The organism is Litchfieldella rifensis (assembly GCF_042646605.1).
Taxonomy (GTDB): Bacteria; Pseudomonadota; Gammaproteobacteria; order Pseudomonadales; family Halomonadaceae; genus Litchfieldella; species Litchfieldella rifensis.
Window position 1 is genome coordinate 330478 of sequence record NZ_JBHRUG010000027.1, and the last position, 15564, is coordinate 346041.

General features: G+C 62.8%; 12 protein-coding genes. 6 read left to right on the top strand and 6 right to left on the bottom strand.

Features of this window, described 5'->3' with window-relative positions:
* Positions 1-151 precede the first annotated feature (151 nt).
* Positions 152-679 (bottom strand): PRC-barrel domain-containing protein, encoded by a 528-nt coding sequence (locus ACFOEV_RS14120; protein ID WP_386774987.1) that lies wholly within the window; start codon positions 677-679, stop codon positions 152-154.
* Between the two features lie 252 nt (positions 680-931).
* On the opposite strand from ACFOEV_RS14120, the gene ACFOEV_RS14125 reads away from it, so the two are divergent.
* From ACFOEV_RS14125 to ACFOEV_RS14140, 4 genes are all read left to right on the top strand, one after another.
* Positions 932-2653, top strand: a complete 1722-nt coding sequence (locus tag ACFOEV_RS14125; protein ID WP_386774989.1) for an NADH-ubiquinone oxidoreductase-F iron-sulfur binding region domain-containing protein — start codon at positions 932-934, stop codon at positions 2651-2653.
* A 17-nt stretch (positions 2654-2670) separates the two neighbouring features.
* Complete coding sequence (fdhF, locus tag ACFOEV_RS14130) at positions 2671-5538, top strand: formate dehydrogenase subunit alpha (RefSeq protein WP_386774991.1); 2868 nt, start codon at positions 2671-2673, stop codon at positions 5536-5538.
* A 30-nt stretch (positions 5539-5568) separates the two neighbouring features.
* Positions 5569-5808, top strand: coding sequence for a hypothetical protein (locus ACFOEV_RS14135; protein ID WP_386774993.1), 240 nt, complete (start codon positions 5569-5571; stop codon positions 5806-5808).
* Between the two features lie 287 nt (positions 5809-6095).
* On the top strand, positions 6096-6419 hold the full coding sequence (locus ACFOEV_RS14140) for a hypothetical protein (protein ID WP_386774996.1): 324 nt from the start codon (positions 6096-6098) through the stop codon (positions 6417-6419).
* Between the two features lie 355 nt (positions 6420-6774).
* Here the strand turns inward: ACFOEV_RS14140 and ACFOEV_RS14145 are convergent, their stop codons facing one another.
* The 3 genes from ACFOEV_RS14145 to ACFOEV_RS14155 all read right to left on the bottom strand — a co-directional run bounded on the left by ACFOEV_RS14145 (position 6775) and on the right by ACFOEV_RS14155 (position 11101).
* A complete protein-coding gene (locus tag ACFOEV_RS14145; RefSeq protein ID WP_386774998.1) occupies positions 6775-8163 on the bottom strand; it encodes a sigma-54-dependent transcriptional regulator in 1389 nt (462 codons plus the stop codon).
* 10 nt (positions 8164-8173) lie between these two features.
* The gene (locus ACFOEV_RS14150; RefSeq protein ID WP_386775000.1) at positions 8174-9634 is read right to left on the bottom strand and encodes a sensor histidine kinase; all 1461 of its coding nucleotides are present in this window, start codon (positions 9632-9634) and stop codon (positions 8174-8176) included.
* A 180-nt stretch (positions 9635-9814) separates the two neighbouring features.
* A complete protein-coding gene (locus ACFOEV_RS14155; protein WP_386775002.1) occupies positions 9815-11101 on the bottom strand; it encodes an aromatic ring-hydroxylating oxygenase subunit alpha in 1287 nt (428 codons plus the stop codon).
* A 359-nt stretch (positions 11102-11460) separates the two neighbouring features.
* Here ACFOEV_RS14155 and ACFOEV_RS14160 point away from each other — a divergent pair, with 359 nt between their 5' ends.
* Complete coding sequence (locus ACFOEV_RS14160; RefSeq protein ID WP_386775004.1) at positions 11461-12567, top strand: FAD-binding oxidoreductase; 1107 nt, start codon at positions 11461-11463, stop codon at positions 12565-12567.
* A 78-nt stretch (positions 12568-12645) separates the two neighbouring features.
* On the opposite strand, the gene ACFOEV_RS14165 is transcribed toward ACFOEV_RS14160, so the two are convergent.
* Positions 12646-12996 (bottom strand): hypothetical protein, encoded by a 351-nt coding sequence (locus ACFOEV_RS14165; RefSeq protein WP_386775006.1) that lies wholly within the window; start codon positions 12994-12996, stop codon positions 12646-12648.
* Positions 12997-13020: 24 nt separating this feature from the next.
* The gene (locus ACFOEV_RS14170) at positions 13021-13899 is read right to left on the bottom strand and encodes an AEC family transporter (RefSeq protein WP_386775008.1); all 879 of its coding nucleotides are present in this window, start codon (positions 13897-13899) and stop codon (positions 13021-13023) included.
* Positions 13900-14192: 293 nt separating this feature from the next.
* Between ACFOEV_RS14170 and glyA the strand changes: the two genes are divergently transcribed.
* The gene (glyA, locus tag ACFOEV_RS14175) at positions 14193-15515 is read left to right on the top strand and encodes a serine hydroxymethyltransferase (RefSeq protein ID WP_386775010.1); all 1323 of its coding nucleotides are present in this window, start codon (positions 14193-14195) and stop codon (positions 15513-15515) included.
* The last annotated feature ends 49 nt before the right edge of the window (positions 15516-15564 follow it).

The following is a 15564-nucleotide window of genomic DNA, read 5'->3' on the forward strand; positions in this document are numbered from 1 at the left end:
AGTCACGCATTCTTGTGGCATCCCGGCGCCAGTAGTGTCGTGAAAGCGACCCCGGCATGTCTGGCAGGATGCGGCGCGGTATGTTATTTGGGGCACCAAGACGATTTGGGCCCACCGGCAGGCGGGCCCAATGGCAGGCGGCACAGGAGAATCAATTGTCGCCGCCGATCTTCTCGTCAATGGTATCCGCGGCGCGCTGGGCGCCTTCACGGGTCTGCTGCCAGGCACTTTCGGCGCCTTCCCGAGTGGCTTCCCAGGCTTCGCGAGCGCGTTGCCGGGCTTCCTCCCACCAGCCAGCGTCATACTTCGGCATCTTCTCCAGTTCGCTCTTGGAGGCATCGACGATGACCCGATGTTCGACGTCGCCGCCATCCTGGGTAATGCTCTCCAGACGATAGTGCTCATTGTCGATGACGATATCGCGACCGCCAAGGCCGAGGGTGGCACCGCTCTCGACGACCACTGCCTGCACTTGCATGGCGTCGTCGAGGAGGATGTCTTCGATCTCGCCGATGGCGGTATTCGGATCGTTTGCCAGGTAGGCATCGGCATCGAGGATGGTATCGGCGGAATACAACCCTTGAGGTTCGGTGGCGGCTTGCTGGGCAAGCGCTTGTCCGGTGGTCACGAGGCTGGCCGCCATCAGGGCAACGGCGATCGAAAGCGTTGTCAGGCGCATGTCGTCACCTCCATTTCCGACGGAAAAACACTTTCCCTGATCAACGTAATGGACAGCGCTTGGAATTGTCAGAGGGGGTAGGTATTTTTTTGTTTCCTGAAGTATCCGCGCCCTCTGTCCGGGTAGCCGAGAGCGACGCACGCGTATCCTTTCTCGGCGTTCGCCAGGCGCTCGGGACCAGCACGATTGCCACCGATAAACGCTGGTGCCACCATGCGGGTATGTCATTATCGATAACAATGAGCACGTGCCATGACCGTCCAGACCGTGACCCCTGCCCGTCGTCGCTTCCGGGGCAAGCCCCGTGGTCGTGACCTCGACCCTGCTGCCCTGGAAGAACTGCGTTCGCTGCTCGGTGACGAGCGCAAGGATCCTGAGTTGCGCCGCCGTGACCTGCTGATCGAACATCTGCATGGCATCCAGGACGCCCGTGGCCATCTGTCACTGCGACACCTGCGGGCCCTGGCCGCCTATATGAACCTGCCGATGGCGGCGGTCTATGAAACCGCGACCTTCTACGCTCACTTCGACGTGATTCACGACGACCAGACGCCGCCGCCGGCGACGACGATTCGCGTCTGCGACTCGTTGTCCTGCCAACTGGCCGGCGCCGCGGCGCTGAAGGCCGAGTTGGAGGCCGGTGTCGACCCGTCGAGGGTGCGCGTGCTGCGAGCACCCTGCATGGGGCGCTGCGAGATGGCACCGGTGGTCGAAGTGGGCCATCGCCACGTCAGTCATGCCAGCGTCGAAGCCGTCGAGGCGGTAGTGGATACCGGGCATTTCCATCCCGAGGCCATCGACTGGCAGCGTCTCGACGATTATCGCTGCGAAGGCGGGTATGAACTGCTCGACCAGTGCCGTAACGGCCAGGTCTCGGTAGACGCGCTGATGAAGACACTCGAGGCCGCCAACCTGCGTGGCCTGGGCGGCGCCGGGTTCCCGACCTTCAAGAAGTGGTACTTCGTACGCCAGGAACCCGGCCCGCGCTATTGCGCCATCAACGCCGACGAGGGCGAGCCGGGCACCTTCAAGGACCGCTATTACCTGGAACGCGCCCCGCACCGTTTTCTCGAGGGGGCGCTGATCAGTGCCTGGGCGGTGGAGGCCGAAGCCCTCTATATCTACCTGCGCGACGAATACCCCGGCCTGCACCGGGTCTTGCATGAGGCCATCGCCGAGTTGGAGGCGGCCGGCCTGGTCGAGCCCGGCTATGTGGTGATGCGTCGCGGTGCCGGTGCCTATATCTGCGGCGAAGAGTCGGCAATGATCGAGTCGCTGGAAGGCAAGCCCGGCAAGCCGCGTCATCGTCCCCCGTTCGTGGCCCAGAAGGGCCTGTTCGATCGCCCGACCCTGGTCAATAACGTCGAAACCGTCTACTGGATCCCGCTGATCTGGCAGCGTGGCGCCGAGTGGTTTGCCGGTCATGGCCGGCATGGCCGCAGCGGCCTGAGGAGCTTCTCGGTGTCGGGGCGCGTCAAGCGTCCCGGGGTCCATCTGGCTCCGGCCGGCATCACCATGAACGAGCTGCTCGACGAGTATTGCGGCGGCATGCAGGAGGGACATCGGCTGTTGGCCTACCTCCCCGGCGGGGCCTCCGGTGGCATCCTGCCGGCCTCCAAGGCCGACGTGCCGCTCGACTTCGACACCCTGCAGGAACATGGCTGTTTCATCGGCTCGGCGGCGGTGATCGTGGTCTCCGATCAGGACGACCTGCGCGCGGTGGCCACCAACCTGCTGGCGTTCTTCGCCGACGAGTCCTGTGGCCAGTGCACACCATGTCGTGTCGGCACCGAAAAGATGCTGACCCTGCTCGAGCGCGAAACCTGGGACGTAGAACAGCTGACTCGCTTGTCACAAGTCATGATGGATGCCTCGATCTGTGGCCTCGGGCAGGCCGCGCCCAATCCGGTGCTAGGATTGCTCAAGGACTTTCGTGAGCCGCTTGCGGCGCAACACATCATCGTCAAAGGCTGAGGGGCGAGGAAACCGACATGAATACCGCATTATCCCCGGCCGCTTCCACGCAGGCCGAACCCTTCACCCTGACCCTGGACGGTACCGAGGTCAGCGCTTTTCCCGGCGAGACGCTATGGCAGGTGGCCAAGCGCGCGGGGGAAACCATTCCTCACCTGTGTTTCAAGGACGCTCCCGGCTATCGCAGTGACGGCAACTGCCGTGCCTGCATGGTCGAAATCGAAGGCGAGCGAGTGCTGGCGGCGAGCTGCATACGCGAGGCCAAGCCCGGCATGGTAGTCAAGAGTGCCACTTCCGAGCGGGCGCGTACTTCCCGTGAAGGGGTGATGGAACTGTTGATTGCCGACCAACCCGAACGCGACGACAGCCCCGACCGCTCGAGCCACTTCTGGGCCATGGCCGACAAGCTGGCCATCGATGCCGCTGCGGTCCGCGAGTGGATGCCGTCGCGCGAGTCGCGGTCCGGGCCGACCGTGCACCACGTGACGCCCCGCGAGGGCTCACTTGCTCACGACACCACCCATTCGGCGATGAACGTCAATCTCGACGCCTGCATCGAGTGCAACCTGTGCGTGCGCGCCTGTCGCGAAGTACAGGTCAACGACGTCATCGGTCTGGCCCATCGCGGGGCGGCCTCGAAGATCGTCTTCGACTTCGACGATCCCATGGGCGAGAGTACCTGCGTGGCCTGCGGCGAATGCGTCCAGGCCTGCCCGACCGGCGCCTTGATGCCGGCCACGCTGATCGACGACAAGGGCCGTGGCGACTCGAAGGTCGCCGACAAGACCGTCGACTCGGTATGCCCTTACTGCGGCGTGGGCTGTCAGCTCACCTATCACATCAAGGATGACGAGATCCTGTTCGTCGAGGGCCGCGACGGCCCGTCGAACCAGAACCGCCTATGCGTCAAGGGCCGTTTCGGCTTCGACTATCCGCGCCATCCGTCGCGCCTGACCGTGCCCCTGGTTCGTCGCGAAGGCGTGCCCAAAGGCCTCGATCCGGCGTTCGATCCGGCCAAACCGCTGAGCCACTTCCGCGAAGCGAACTGGGACGAGGCACTGGACCTGGCAGCCAAGGGGCTGGTCGAGCTGAAGGATGCCCACGGTCCCGATGCCCTGGCCGGTTTCGGCAGCGCCAAGTGCTCCAACGAGGAGGCGTGGCTGTTCCAGAAACTGGTGCGTACCGGCTTCGGCTCCAACCACGTCGACCACTGCACGCGGCTGTGCCATGCCAGCTCGGTCGCGGCGCTGATGGAATGCATCGGCTCCGGGGCGGTGACCGCCTCGTTCATGCAGGCACTGGAAGCGGACGTGGTGATCCTCACCGGCTGCAACCCGACGGTGAACCACCCGGTGGCAGCGACCTTCTTCAAGCAGGCCGCCAAGCGCGGGACGCGCCTGATCGTCATCGACCCCCGCGGGCAGGCGCTGGGCGCCTACGCGCACAAGGCGCTGCGCTTTACGCCGGGCAGCGACGTCTCGCTGTTCAACGCCATGTTGAACGTGATCGTCACCGAAGAGCTGTACGACCAGACCTATATCGATGCGCACACCGAAGGCTTCGAGGCGCTGAAGGAGCATGTGCGTGACCTGACACCCGAGGCGATGGCCGAGAGTTGCGGCGTCAGTGCCGAGGAGATCCGCGCGGTGGCGCGCGAGTACGCCAATGCCGACAAGGCGATGATCTTCTGGGGCATGGGCATCTCCCAGCATGTCCACGGCACCGACAACGCGCGTTGCCTGATCTCGCTGGCACTGGCGTGTGGCCAGACGGGGCGTCCCGGCACCGGCCTGCATCCGCTGCGTGGCCAGAACAACGTCCAGGGGGCCTCGGATGCCGGTCTGATTCCCATGGTCATGCCCGATTACCAGCCGGTCTCCGATGCCCAGGTGCGGTCTGCCTTCGAAGAGCTGTGGAACACCAAGCTCGACGACAAGCCCGGCCTGACCGTGGTCGAGATCATGGAGGCCATCAACGCCGGCACGATCAAGGGCATGTATATCCAGGGCGAGAACCCGGCCATGTCCGATCCCGACCTGGACCATGCGCGGGCCGCACTGGCCAAGCTCGAGCACCTGGTGGTGCAGGACCTGTTCGTCACCGAGACCGCGCAGTTCGCCGATGTGATCCTGCCGGCATCCGCGTGGCCGGAGAAGGATGGCACCGTGACCAATACCAACCGCCAGGTGCAGATGGGCCGCCAGGCCATGCCGCTGCCCGGCGAGGCCAAGCCCGACTGGTGGATCATCCAGGAGATCGCCAAGCGCTTCGGCCTGCCCTGGAACTACCGGCACCCACGCGAGGTGTTTGCCGAGATGACCCACGGCATGCCGTCGCTCGATCACATCTCGTGGGAGCGCCTGGAGCGCGAAGACTCGGTGACCTATCCCTGCCCGGCCGACGACGCGCCCGGCGCCGACGTGGTGTTCTCGGACGCCTTCCCCACCGCCAGTGGCCGGGCGAAATTCTCGCCGACCCTGCCGTTGCCGCCCGATGAACCGATCGATGGTGACTATCCGACGGTGCTGACCACCGGACGTCAGCTCGAGCACTGGCATACCGGTTCGATGACGCGTCGCGCCCGGGTGCTCGATGATCTGGAACCCGAAGCGGTGGCCAGCCTAGCGCCTAGTGAGCTGCGCCGGCTGGGCCTGGAGCCGGGCGATCCCGTGAGCATCACCACCCGCCGGGGGCAGATCACCTTGCGCACCCGCGCCGACTCGTTGATGCCGGAGGGGATGGTATTCGTGCCGTTCTGCTATGCCGAAGCGGCGGCGAATATCCTCACCAACCCGGCACTGGATCCGTACGGCAAGATCCCCGAGTTCAAGTACGCCGCCTGTCGCTTGACCAGGGCGGAAGCTCGCGAAGCCGTTACCCATTGAAGAGGGGACTGTCATGAGGAGGGTGGGCAAATGATGATCGTCGATTTGATCGATGGCGACGACTTCCGCAATCGCCTGGTGGCGCTGGGAATCCAGATTCCCGAGGGCGCCTGTCCCGAGACCTGTGCTCGCCTGGCGCTGCGCAAGCATGTGGAAGTGGGCGTCCTGGGGCTTCAAGATCTGGTGCGCGAGCTGATGCAGCACACCGACATCATGTTGCCCTCGGTCCGCGCCGCTATCGAGCGCTATTTGCTACCTGGCCTACGCTGATTCCACGGGATTGCCTGCCTCGGTCAGGAATGACGCCCTGCTCGACGCCATGTCGGGTGGGGCGACTTCGTATGTGGCCTGCGGGCCATTGTGACCCATGTGTCATTTGGCGCCACACCCGGAAGCCTTGGGCGGCATGGAAGCGGATGGATTTCGCTATGAGGATTGGCTATTATCTTGTTGATGTGTGGAGGTTTTAATAAAATTTTTGATGCTTGGCATGCCATCTGCTTGGATGGCTATGAAGAGCGAAGATGAAGAGCGAGCAGTCACCTGAGGAGGCAAGGATGAAAGATCGCAACGGCTCACGCCACAAGAGCATGGCGGTGGCCTTGAGCACTGCCTTGGCGTTGGGGACCCTGGCCCTCGCAGGCTGTGACAACGGGGGGGATCAGCAGAATCAGCAGGAGTCCGGTTCGCAGCAGCAGGAGTCCGGCTCGCAGCAGGAGTCCGGCTCGCAGCAGCAGGAGTCCGGCTCGCAGCAGCAGGAGTCCGGCTCGCAGCAGCAGGAGTCCGGCTCGCAGCAGCAGGAGTCCGGCTCGCAGCAGCAGGAGTCCGGTTCGCAGCAACAGGAGTCCGGCTCGCAGCAACAGGAAGAACAGCAAGGCTAGACCCAGGAGGGGGGTGATCCGGCGGCAATGGTCCGACGACGGAAAACCAGCAAGATATCGGTTTCCTAGCCTTTTGATGGCATGGAAAGGTTTGTCTCCACAAGTGACAGGAGGGGCGCGGTGCGTGGTGATCCGCCTGCTGCCTCCCCATGATCGAATAAGCATACGAGTCAACGAGGTATGCTCAGGATGAAGGGGAAGCATGGGAAGCCCCGACGAGGAGCAAGGGGACGACAGCACACGGTAACGGCTGACATGCCGGACCACTCATCAGGAGCGTTGTCCATTCATAGGGATGTGACGCATCGCCCTCCCGAGTCTGCCGGGAGGGCGATGTCGTGAGAATTCTCGAAAGCTAGCCTTCGTCTTCTTCCAGGCGCCGATACAAGGTCTTGCGAGCGATGCCCAGGATGTCGGCGGTACGCCGCTTGTTGCCGCCGGTGGCCTCCAGGACCTTCTGTATATAGCGTCTCTCGACATCTTCCAGGCGTGGCCATTGCTGGCCGGTGTCACCGGGTATCGGATCGTTGCCGTTGATCGGGGGCATGTCCTCGCCATGCCGACGAATACGCTCCGGTAGGTCGGCATGGCTCAAGATACCGTCTTCGGCCAGCGTTACGGCACGCATGATCGCATTTTCCAGCTCACGCACGTTGCCCGGGTAGGAGTAGGTCAGTAACGCTTGCAGGGCCAAGGGCTCGACCTGTTGGATGGGGTTGTCCCGGGCTCTGGAATGCTTGTCGATCAGGGCCGACAACAGTCGCTCGATATCGCCTTCACGCTCGCGTAGGGGTGGGATGCGCAGCGAGAAGGTTTCCAGGCGATAGAAGAGGTCGCTACGGAAGTTCGCCTTCTCGATCTCTTCCTCAAGGTCGCGATGCGTGGCGGCGATGATCCTCACATCGACCCTTTCTTCCTTCTCGGCCCCCACCGCGCGTATGGTCATTTCCTGCAGGGCGCGTAGCAGTTTGGCCTGCAGATTTGGCGACATCTCGCCGATCTCGTCGAGAAACAGGCTGCCGCCTTGGGCCGCCTGGAAGAGCCCGGGACGTGTCTCGTTGGCGCCGGTGAAGGCCCCCTTCACATGCCCGAAGAACTCGCTTTCCATCAGTTCGGACGGGATGCTGGCGCAGTTGACGGCCACGAATGGCATATCATGACGGAGGCTCTCGGCATGGATAGCTCGTGCCAATAGTTCCTTGCCGGTTCCGCTCTCGCCAAGGATCAGGATCGGCGCATCGCTCTTGGCGAGGCGCGAGGCGTCGTGGAAAAGCCCTTGCATCACTTCGCTGGTCCCGACGATGCCGTGGAAGTTCATGTTCTGGTGATCGGCGTTGGCCAGGCGTGAAGCCAGGCGGCGGTTCTCCAGCACACGAAATACCGCGTCACGCACATTTTCCAGGTCCAGGGGCTTGGTCAGGAAGTCGTCGGCACCGATCTTCAAGGCTTCGACCGCCTGCTCGATGGTGCCGAAGGCCGTGATCACGATAAAGCCGACCGGATTGCCATCACGGCGCAGGTTCTCCAGCAGCGTCATGCCGCTGATGCCGGGGAGGCGTACGTCACTGATGATCAGTTCGACTTGGCTGTGGCTCAGGGTGGCGATGGCGTCTTCGGCGCTTTCCACCCCGAGGGTGGGGTAGCCGGCATCACGTAATTCTTCTTCGAGTAGTTCGAGAATGGCAGGATCATCCTCGACGATCAGGATGGGGGGGTGCACGGGGGCCTCCTGGTGGTAATCCATGGGTTGGCGATCACTGTGCTCCTATTTCCTGTTGTGGACCATTTTCCAGCGGCAGGGTCAGGTCGAAGCCGGCACCTCCGAGTTCGCTGTCGAAGACACCGATGCTCCCTCCATGGTCGTTGACGATACGATGAACCACGGATAACCCGAGGCCACTGCCCTGGCCGACCGGCTTGGTGGTGAAGAACGGGTCGAATACCCGGTTCTTGTCGGCATCGTCGATACCGGGACCGTCATCCTCGACCGTGACGTGCAGTTCGCCGTCGTGGCAACGGGCGCGCAGGCGTATTCTGCCGTGAGGGGTGGCCTGCAGGGCATTGTGCAGCAAGTTGGTCACCACCTGTGTGAGTTGCTGGGCGTTGGCCATCAGCACCGCCTCGGGCTCGCCCAGATCCAGCTCGAGGTGCGCTTGTCGGGAGGCTAGCTCGTCCTCGAGCAATTCCTGAGCAGTCACGATGATATCGGACAAGCGACAGGCCTCCTTATCCACATTATGCTGACGGCCGAGTTCCATCAAATGTCGCACGATGACGACAATGCGATCGACCTCATTGCGAATGCGAGTGAGCTTGGCGCGCTCGCTGTCGCCGAGCGACTCATGGCGGGCGAGGCGCTGGGCCTGGCCGTTGATCACCGTCAAGGGGGCACCGATCTCGTGGGCGACACCGGCCGCCAGGACACCCAGTTCGGCGAGCTTCTTCGACTTGCGCAGGCGTTTTTCCAGTTCGATCTCCTTCTGCTGCCGGGCTTCGATATCGGCATCCTTCTCGGCCATGGCATCGAGCATGCCGTTCAGCGCCTGTGATAGCTGGCGGTACTCCTCGGGACCCCTGATGGGGGCACGATAACCGCGATCGCCCTTCTCGACTCTCTCCATTACGCCCAGCAGGCGATTGAGCGGGCGTTCGATGTAGCGTCGGAAACCCCACCATATCGTCAGTACGATCCCGGCGGCGCCGATGGCGAACACCACTACTGCGACGATACTGATGAAACCGGCGTAGCTCTCGACTCCGGTATTGAGCCGATTGACCTGCAGCACGCCCCGCGTTTCGCCGCCAGGCGTGTTCAAGGGTGTCAGGACCGAGTAATAGTTCCAGCGGTCTTGCTGGCGATAGGCACCGGTGCTCTCGCCGTTTTTGGCGACCTGACGGATGTCCTCGGGCGTGAATAGCTCTTCGCCCAGTCCCAGGCCATAGATCTTGCGGCCCTCGGTGTCGAAGACGTAGGCGCCATAGATGCGGTGGAAGGAAAAGGCGGAATGCAACGATTCCTGCAGGGAGTCCGGGGTGTCCTGTGCCAGCGCATAGCCCAGCGAGGCGCCAATGGTATGGGTGATGATCTGCACTTCGCTTTGCAGCTTCGAGCGGACATTGTCTTCCAGCGACTTGATCGCTACCAGGCTGAATACCAGCAAGATCAGGAACAGCGGCACGATGACCGTGACGATGATGATGTTGCGTAGGCGCATTGAGGGCCTCGGATGCATTGCCGTGACCTGCGTGGCAGGACAGTACTTTATGACCGGCCCTATCCCAGCATGTTCAGCCCCGAGGGTCCAGAGCCCTGCGCGTGCCAATCCCCGCTACGACGACAGGGCCCGCACATGGCGGGCCCTGGGATCGTGTCACGAAGGTAGCGGTGGGTACGGCTAGCCCCGAGCGAGCTGCAGATGCGGTGCGGTATGCCCCAGGTTCTCCTGCAGGCGCTCGCTGTACCAGTCGATGAAGTCGATCACCCCGAATTCATAGGTCTCGGAGTAGGGGCCCGGTTGATAGGCCTTGGAGTTGATGCCGCGCTGGTTCTCCTCGGCCAGGCGCCGGTCCTGGTCGTTGGTGGCGTCCCACACCTTGCGCATCTGGACGGGATCGTAGTCGACGCCTTCCACGGCATCCTTGTGCACCAGCCACTTGGTGGTGACTACCGTTTGCTGCGGGCCCAGCGGCATGACCCGGAACACCACGGCGTGGTCGCCCATGAAGTGGTTCCAGGAGTTGGGCAGGTGCAGGATGCGCAGTGAGCCCATGTCGGGACTGGTCAGGCGCCCCATCAGTTTCTTGCACGCCGGCTGGCCGTCCATGGTCATCGACACGGTGCCATCCAGTAATGGCGTCCGAGTCAGGCGGTTGCGCTTGCCGAAGCGCTTGAGCTGCCAGGGGACGTTCTCGGCGTCCCAGTCGGCCTGCTTGCGCTCGACCAGCGCCTTGTAGGCCGGGGTGGCACGCGGGTCGTCGGTATCGTCGAATTCCTGCAGCGAATTGAGCAATTCCGGATGCGCACCATTGCAGTGGTAGCATTCCCGGTTGTTCTCGATCACCAGCTTCCAGTTGGCCTGCTCGACGATGCTCGATTCCACCGCCACCTTGACGTTGTCCATGTCATAGGGTGAGAGATAATGCTCGAGCGTTACCAGGAAGTCATCGATGACCAGCGGCTGCTCGGCAAGGCTGATGAAGATATAACCACCAGCGGTCTTGACGTGAATCGGCTTCAGACCATAGGCGCCGAGGTCGAAATTCTCACCCATGTCACTGCCGGCGAACAGCAGACGACCGTCCAGCTCGTAGGTCCACTGATGATAGGGGCAGACCAGCTTGGCGACCTTGCCCTTGTCCTTGACACACAGGCGTGAGCCACGGTGACGGCAGACATTGTGGAAGCCGTGTACCGCTCCGTCGTTGCCGCGCACGATGATCACCGGGTTATCGCCCACCTCCAGCGTCATGAAACTGCCCTTGGTGGGAATCTCGCAGGTCATGCCGGCGAACAGCCACTCCTTCTCGAAGATTTCCTGCATGTCCAGGGCGAACAACCGGGCATCGTTGTAGAACGGTTGCGGCAGCGAGAAGTTACGTTCACGCTTGGCAAGCATGTCGGCAGTGGCCTCGCGGGCCGGAGCCAGGGGGTCGTCCAGACGTGGAGCAGACATCGGGGTCATGGCAGCAGCATCCTCTTGCATGGCTGTCGCGGCGGGTGGCCGCGGTCGGTCGGTAACGATTATTGGTGTTAGGGTTATCGTGCGGGGCCTGGATGGGCATATCTCTTGGATATGCCGTCGATTTTCGGCGAGTTTGGATCAGCGCGAGGCGTGTCAATTGTCTGCCGACGACATAAGGCGGTTCAAGTACGACGCGATGGCGAAAAGTCTGCCTCGACAGTGGAATTCAGGGATATGCCCATGTCGCTGACAGGTAAGTTGCCGCCCCGGTGCATGGCGCAGAATGCGCTCATCAAGAGACGGTGGCCCCAGGTGCTGGAGCCTACCGATGGTGCAGCCCCAGCCAGGCAGAGACGACAATGACAACGAGTTTCCTCAATCCGGTTACTACCCAGACCTGGGCCAACGGCCGTCACATGGTGCGCTGCGTCAAGGTGATCCAGGAAACCTGGGACGTGCGGACCTTCTGTTTCATGGCCGAGCAACCGGTACTGTTCTTCTTCAAGCCGGGGCAATTCGTGACCCTGGAGCTGGAGATCGACGGCAACCCGGTCATGCGCTCCTACACCATCTCCAGCTCGCCATCGGTGCCGTACAGTTTCTCGATCACCGTCAAGCGCATGCCGGGGGGCGTGGTATCCAACTGGCTGCACGACAACCTCAAGGTCGGCGACGAACTGGCAGTGCATGGCCCGGTAGGCAACTTCAACTCTATCGACTATCCCGCCGAAAAGATCCTGATGCTCTCCGGCGGGGTGGGCATCACGCCGCTGATGTCGATGGCGCGCTGGTTCTTCGATACCAATGCCGCCGTCGACCTGGAGTTCGTGCATAGCGCTCGCACGCCGAAGGATATTATCTTCCACCGCGAACTCGAACATATCTTCTCGCGGATTCCCGAGTTCAAGCTGCACATCGTGTGTGAACGAAGCGACGAGCTGGGCGAGGCTTGGGCCGGCTTCCGTGGCTATCTGAGCCAGGCGATGCTGGAACTGATGGCGCCGGACTTCATGGATCGCGAGATCTTCTGCTGTGGCCCCACACCCTACATGAACGCCGTCAAGCGTCTGCTGCGCGACAACGGCTTCGACATGAACCGCTACCATGAGGAATCCTTCGGCGCCACGCCGATGGATGTCCAGGAGGAAGTGCTCGAGCATGTCGAGCAGGCCGAGGCCGAAGCCGAGGAATTCGATGTCAACGAGATGCTCAGTGTCGAATTCACTTCCGCCGGCAAGAGCGTACGCATCCAGCCTGGCGAAACCGTGCACGCCGCCGCCGCCAAGCTGGGGCTGCACATTCCCAAGGCCTGTGGCATGGGGATTTGCGGTACCTGCCGCGTGCCGTTGACCTCGGGACAGGTCGACATGGAACACAACGGCGGTATCACCGACGAGGACGTCGAAGAAGGCTACATCCTCTCCTGCTGCAGCAAGCCTACCGGCAATGTGGTGGTGGACTACTGATAACTCTCAGAAGGCGAGGCCATCCTCGAATCGTCGTGAGGGCGGACGAGGAGTGGCCTCCCGCACCATCCCATCGTCTCAGCGCCGTGAATTCGGTAGCCACGGCATGAACAAGCGCATCTGCTGATACATGCACTCGCCGATCATTTCCGCCTGCCGCGCCGCCATTTGCCAAGCCTCGTCATACATGGCGGGAGGCACATGGCCCTCCATTCGCTCCGTCGTTACCCGTCCATTCTCCATCTGATGGCGTTCCGCCTTCAGGTATGCCTGGCCATGCTGCATGGTGATCTCCGCACGGCTGACGGTCAGGGAAAAGCCGGGAAAGGTGGGCAACCATGGTGTCAGCGAGTGTGTCTCGTGCCTCGGCTCCAACACCGTATCGTGGTGCCGTGTCGGCGGTCGATTCGTTGTGGAATCCTGTGTCATGGTGATTCTCCGTGTCGAGTGCCTTCACATTAGATAGGCCAGCAGCAACGGCAAGTAAAGGAACGACAGCAGGGTCGAGCAGAACACCAGGCTGGCGACATAGGCCGGTTCGCGCTTGGCGCGCTGGGCGAACAGGTAGTTGAACACCGCTACCGGCATGCTCATCTGCAGCACCAGGATACTGTGCGCCAGCGGCGGCAACCCGAGCAGATAACCGATGGCAGAGGCCAGCAGTGCCGCGCTCAGCGTGCGCAGCAGGCTGAAGCCGACCCCGGAGCGCAGGCTCCTGACCTGGATGCTGCCCAGCGACACCCCCAGAGTGATCAGCATCAGCGGCACGGTGAAGCCGGACATCAGGTCCAGGGTGTTGCCCAACCACAGTGGCAGCGTGGTGTCGGTCAGCAGGATGGCCAGGGCGATCAGGATGGCGTAGACGTTGGGGGTCCGCGCGAGCGTCCGCCATGGCTGGTTGCTGCGGCTGGTGATCAGGGTGCCGAAGGTGAACTGCACCAGCGAGACCGTGACCATGACGGCGATGGCAAAGGCGAAACCGGCGGTGCCGAAGGCATAGAGCGTGACCGGCAGGCCCATGTTGCCGGTATTGGGATACATCATCGGCGACAGTAGCACCCGCCAGTCCTTGCGCAGTAGCGGCGCCATGGCGAATGTCAGCAACCCCATGGCGACCAGCACCAGCAGGGTACCGAGCATGGTGCGGCTGAAGCTGCCGGCGTCGATCTCGGCGCCCGACAGCGAGGCCAGGATCAAAGCCGGGGTCCCGATATTGAAGACCAGCTTGGTGACGAACTCTACCGGATAAGCGTGGCCCAGGCGCACCCACAGGAAACCGAGACTCGCGCCGACGAAGACCGGGGCCATCACGGCGAAGAGTTCGGCAAGCATGGGCAATGTCCTTGAGGAAGAAGAAAGCGACGCAGCGAGCGCGTATTGTCGTTAATTAGCCTGCGAAGATGCAACTCCAGCCCTTATGCCGGCCGTGCAAGGCGACGGGATTGTCGAAGGGCGACACCGGTGTCGCAAACGCATCGGGTCGTGACGCCGCCAAGCATCTTGCCCCCCAGGGCAAGGAATACCATCGCCGCAAGGATGGCACAGTGAATAACGACTGCTCCTTGGGAAGTGCCGAACAAATGTTCCTTGCTTCCCCGGCCACGACAACAATTCTGGAGGCTTGCATGTCCCACCGTGATGGGTTTGCCCACAACGACCGCCTGGCATCCTTCGATGCCGCCCTGGCTACGGCCATCGCTGAAGAAACCGCTCGTCAGGAGGCGCATATCGAGCTGATCGCCTCGGAGAACTATGCCAGCGCGCGGGTCATGGAAGCCCAGGGCACTCAGTTGACCAACAAGTACGCCGAAGGCTATCCGGGCAAGCGTTACTACGGCGGCTGCGAGTTCGTCGACAAGGTCGAGCAGCTTGCCATCGAGCGGGCCTGTGACCTGTTCGGTGCCGACTACGCCAACGTCCAGCCGCACTCCGGCGCCCAGGCCAATGCCGCCGTGTTCATGGCCCTGGTCAGCCCCGGCGATACCGTGCTGGGCATGAGTCTGGCCCACGGCGGCCACCTGACCCATGGTGCCGCTCCGAACTTCTCCGGCAAGCACTACCATGCCGTGCAGTACGGCCTGAACCCCGACACCGGCGAGATCGACTATGCCGAGGTCGAGCGCCTGGCGCATGAGCACCAGCCCAAGATGATCATCGCCGGCTTCTCCGCCTACTCCCGAGTGGTCGACTGGCGGCGCTTCCGTGCCATCGCCGATGCCGTCGGCGCTTATCTGATGGTGGACATGGCCCATGTCGCCGGTCTGGTCGCCGCCGACCTGTACCCCAGCCCGCTGCCGCACGCGCATGTGGTGACCACCACCACCCACAAGACGCTGCGTGGCCCGCGCGGTGGGTTGATCCTCTCCGCCCACGGCGACGAGGCGCTGTACAAGAAGCTCAATGGCGCGGTGTTCCCGGGCCAGCAGGGCGGCCCGCTGATGCACGTGATCGCGGCCAAGGCGGTGGCCTTCAAGGAGGCCATGAGCCAGGACTTCGTGCGCTACCAGACCCAGGTGATCGCCAACGCGCGCACCATGGCCCAGGTCTTCGTCGAGCGTGGCTACGAGGTGGTCTCCGGGGGCACCGATGACCATCTGTTCCTGGTGTCGCTGATCCAGCAGGGCGTGACCGGCAAGGACGCCGACGCGGCGCTGGGCCGGGCGCATATCACCGTCAACAAGAACACCGTCCCCAACGACCCGCAGAGCCCCTTCGTGACCTCCGGCCTGCGCCTCGGTACCCCGGCGGTGACCACTCGTGGTTTCAATGAGGCCGACTGCGAGGCCCTGGCCGGTTGGGTGTGCGACATCCTCGACGTGCTGGCCGAGCAGGGTAATACCAGTGCCATCGAGGCCGAGGTGCGCGACAAGGTTTTCGAGCTGTGTGGGCGCTATCCGGTCTATGTCGAATCCCGTACCGCTGACGCGCGCGAGACATCCATCGCCTAAGCCCGTCCGCCAGACGCTCGTCCGTGAGTCTGGCGGGCGCCGATTGAGG

Bases quoted from the DNA above. Each gene is read 5' to 3' on its own strand.
- ACFOEV_RS14160 (WP_386775004.1), top strand. From the start codon at position 11,461: ATGACAACGAGTTTCCTCAATCCGGTTACTACCCAGACCTGGGCCAAC.
- ACFOEV_RS14150 (WP_386775000.1), bottom strand. From the start codon at position 9,634: ATGCGCCTACGCAACATCATCATCGTCACGGTCATCGTGCCGCTGTTC.
- ACFOEV_RS14120 (WP_386774987.1), bottom strand. From the start codon at position 679: ATGCGCCTGACAACGCTTTCGATCGCCGTTGCCCTGATGGCGGCCAGC.
- ACFOEV_RS14135 (WP_386774993.1), top strand. From the start codon at position 5,569: ATGATGATCGTCGATTTGATCGATGGCGACGACTTCCGCAATCGCCTG.
- glyA (WP_386775010.1), top strand. From the start codon at position 14,193: ATGTCCCACCGTGATGGGTTTGCCCACAACGACCGCCTGGCATCCTTC.
- ACFOEV_RS14165 (WP_386775006.1), bottom strand. From the start codon at position 12,996: ATGACACAGGATTCCACAACGAATCGACCGCCGACACGGCACCACGAT.
- ACFOEV_RS14140 (WP_386774996.1), top strand. From the start codon at position 6,096: ATGAAAGATCGCAACGGCTCACGCCACAAGAGCATGGCGGTGGCCTTG.
- ACFOEV_RS14170 (WP_386775008.1), bottom strand. From the start codon at position 13,899: ATGCTTGCCGAACTCTTCGCCGTGATGGCCCCGGTCTTCGTCGGCGCG.
- ACFOEV_RS14155 (WP_386775002.1), bottom strand. From the start codon at position 11,101: ATGACCCCGATGTCTGCTCCACGTCTGGACGACCCCCTGGCTCCGGCC.
- ACFOEV_RS14145 (WP_386774998.1), bottom strand. From the start codon at position 8,163: ATGGATTACCACCAGGAGGCCCCCGTGCACCCCCCCATCCTGATCGTC.
- ACFOEV_RS14125 (WP_386774989.1), top strand. From the start codon at position 932: ATGACCGTCCAGACCGTGACCCCTGCCCGTCGTCGCTTCCGGGGCAAG.
- fdhF (WP_386774991.1), top strand. From the start codon at position 2,671: ATGAATACCGCATTATCCCCGGCCGCTTCCACGCAGGCCGAACCCTTC.